The sequence below is a fragment of the Ensifer sp. NM-2 genome, from assembly GCF_003024455.1.
GTDB lineage: Bacteria > Pseudomonadota > Alphaproteobacteria > Rhizobiales > Rhizobiaceae > Ensifer > Ensifer canadensis.
On sequence record NZ_PVZR01000141.1, the window covers coordinates 1 to 458 of the forward strand.

The 458-nt window shown below is 71.6% G+C and carries 1 protein-coding gene; it reads left to right on the plus strand.

Annotation, left to right across the window (positions count from 1 at the left end; translation table 11 throughout):
- Positions 1-458: hypothetical protein (locus C6558_RS39180; protein WP_199197153.1), on the plus strand; the 458-nt coding region annotated here is incomplete at both ends.

Consider the following 458-nt stretch of genomic DNA (forward strand, 5'->3'; position numbering starts at 1 on the left):
GGTGGCCCGGTTCCTGGACTCCGGCGCCACGTTCACGATGCAGATGTCCCTGCAGTCCGTCCTCGTGGTCCTCCTGCCCATCGGCGCGGGAGGGCCGTTCGTCCGCAGCCAGGACGCGATCGTGGGCGGCGTCCTGGCCCTGCTCGTCACGTTCCTCTCACCCCAGGACGTGCGACGCCCCGCGGTGCGTCAGCTGGGTGGGCTCTACAACTCGATCGCCACGGTGCTGCGCGACCTCTCCCGGGCCCTGCGGGACGACGACTCCCGCACCGCGTGGATGGCGCTCGTGGCCAGCCGCGGCACGCACACCACGCTGGAGGCGCTGCGCAACGAGCTGCGCGTCACGCATGAGCAGACCGTGTTCAACCCGCTGCACCGCTCCTCGCGCTCCTTCGTGGACGACGCGGTGAACGCGGCGGATCGCTCGGACCTGGCGGTGCGCTCCCTGCGGATCGTGG